3 protein-coding genes are annotated in these 1,931 nt (G+C 61.4%); 1 reads left to right on the forward strand and 2 read right to left on the reverse strand.

The features are described 5' to 3' along the window. A partial coding sequence (locus ACFQ6N_RS40145) for a hypothetical protein (protein WP_380659108.1) occupies positions 1-325 on the forward strand: 325 nt, incomplete at its 5' end. 87 nt (positions 326-412) lie between these two features. Here ACFQ6N_RS40145 and ACFQ6N_RS40150 read toward each other — a convergent pair. Beyond that, complete coding sequence (locus tag ACFQ6N_RS40150) at positions 413-1,456, reverse strand: DUF6708 domain-containing protein (protein ID WP_148564974.1); 1,044 nt, start codon at positions 1,454-1,456, stop codon at positions 413-415. Between the two features lie 8 nt (positions 1,457-1,464). Then, a partial coding sequence (locus ACFQ6N_RS40155; RefSeq protein WP_380659109.1) for a DUF6708 domain-containing protein occupies positions 1,465-1,931 on the reverse strand: 467 nt, incomplete at its 5' end.

Here is a 1,931-nt window from a genome sequence, read left to right on the forward strand (position 1 = left end):
GAGCAAGGGCGATGAAAACCTGCTCGGCACCCTGCTCGGCATCATCAAGGAAGAGGACAAGGCCAAGGCCAAAACGAAGGCCAATGCCCAACCGCAAAGCATGGACGACCTGATCGCACAGATCGAGGCCGACCAGCGCAAACGCACCGAAGACGAGCGCGCCGCCTTCGAGCGCGTGGCCAGCAAGAAGTCCGCATCGACCGAATCGAACATCCAGGCTCAGCTGCGTGCCTGCCCCAGCCCCGCGTCGCTGAAGGGCGTGGATTGCCGCCGCCGGATCTGCGCAGCGGTGAGCGGCAAGGACCCGGCCTGCCCGGCGATGTGACGCGTTTTTGTAGAGTCGAGCCATGCTCGACTCTGCTGTACCCGAAGACCGCTACCAGCCCGCACACGTTGCCGAGCGCAGTTTCTGTCAGACCCGGCTCGTTGCCTGCAGGAGCTGCTGCCGCACTTCATCGTTGCGGGCCTTCGCAGCAGCGATCGATTCCTTCCAGAATCGATCCATCTGATCCGCCCGGCCGCCCGCATGATCCACTCGCCCGTATACGGCCGGCGCACGCAGCGGCGGCGTATCGGAAGGCTCGGATGTTCCACGTCGGGTCACGGCCGCCGGCCAGACCGGCTTGCGGCACAGCTTCATCGCAAGGAAGCGGAACAGCGCCCAGGGCAAGGTGAGCGGCAGTGCAATCCACATCAGCCCTGCGCCCGCAGAAGAGACATGAATGATGAACGCATTGCGGAAGCTCGGCACCACTGAGGTGTAGAGCTGCAACGGCGGGAACGGAAGCGCGGAACGCCCCTGCTCCATGAAGCGCCGGATCATTTCCCAGTGCGCGAGCACGACGGCAGGGTTCGAACCGCAATCCGAGCCTACCGCAAAGGTGTGCACGACCTGATCGCCGCGCATCACCAGGCCCCTGAGATCGTAGGTGTAGTCGTCACCGGGCCCAGCGGGCTTGTCCCTGCCAATGATGAAGCGGACATCCGACCAGGCCGCTGAAATCACCTTGTTGCGTCCGCCTGTGAAGACATGCACCTGGTGCGTGGTTCGGTCAAAGCGGATGGGGTAGTACTGGTAGCGGAAGATGTCCCGCAGTATCAGCATCCAGAAGACAAATCCGACAAACGCGAGAGCCAGGGTGCTAACGCCGACGGCAGCATAGATGGCATCAAGTGACTGAGCTTTGTTCTCGGTGGAGATAGCCGCGTGCAGCATCGCAATGATGAAGATTGCACCCAGCACCACAAAGACGCTGCCACCCATCAGAGCCCATCCGCGGTATAAGAAATGCCGATCCACATACTCCATGGAGTCAGCATCCAATCCGATGATGCCCTTGTTGATCGGCGTAAACGCCGAAGAGTCGAACTGGCGCACATCGGCACCTTCTTCATATTGGGAGAGGGGGCGGTTGTTGCGATAGCGCTGGGCAAGCCAGCCGGCGAACTGACTCATCTGCGGCATTATCCTGATCGAGTTGAACGACGATCCCACTCCGACTGCGCCATGACCTCAGGCTCGGCCAGCCTCAGAGGGTCATTCGCGTCGACCTCGCACTCATCCTGCACCCATTGCGGCCACACTGGCACACGGCAGGACTTCAGGACCAGCCACCGGCAGAGCACCAAGGGCAGCAGCAGTGGCATAAGCATGAACCGGGCACTCAGCATGGCCGGCCCAAGGCTGGCGACCACGAACAGATAGCAGTTGCGCAGGGAAGGCTTGACCGACAGGTTCATCTGCCGACCGTCGATGGTGTCGACCACCTCGGCGGGCCCTTCTTCCATGTAGCGGCGGACAAACTCCCAGATGCCACGTATTTTCAACTCGTCATCGAAGTAGTGACCGACAGCGAAGGTCCGCTTGACGAGATGATTCTCAACGATGCTGCACCGCAGGTCACGCAGGAACTCCTCGCTGGTTCCTTGCC

The organism is Kitasatospora sp. NPDC056446 (genome assembly GCF_042796115.1).
Taxonomy (GTDB): domain Bacteria; phylum Actinomycetota; class Actinomycetes; order Streptomycetales; family Streptomycetaceae; genus Kitasatospora.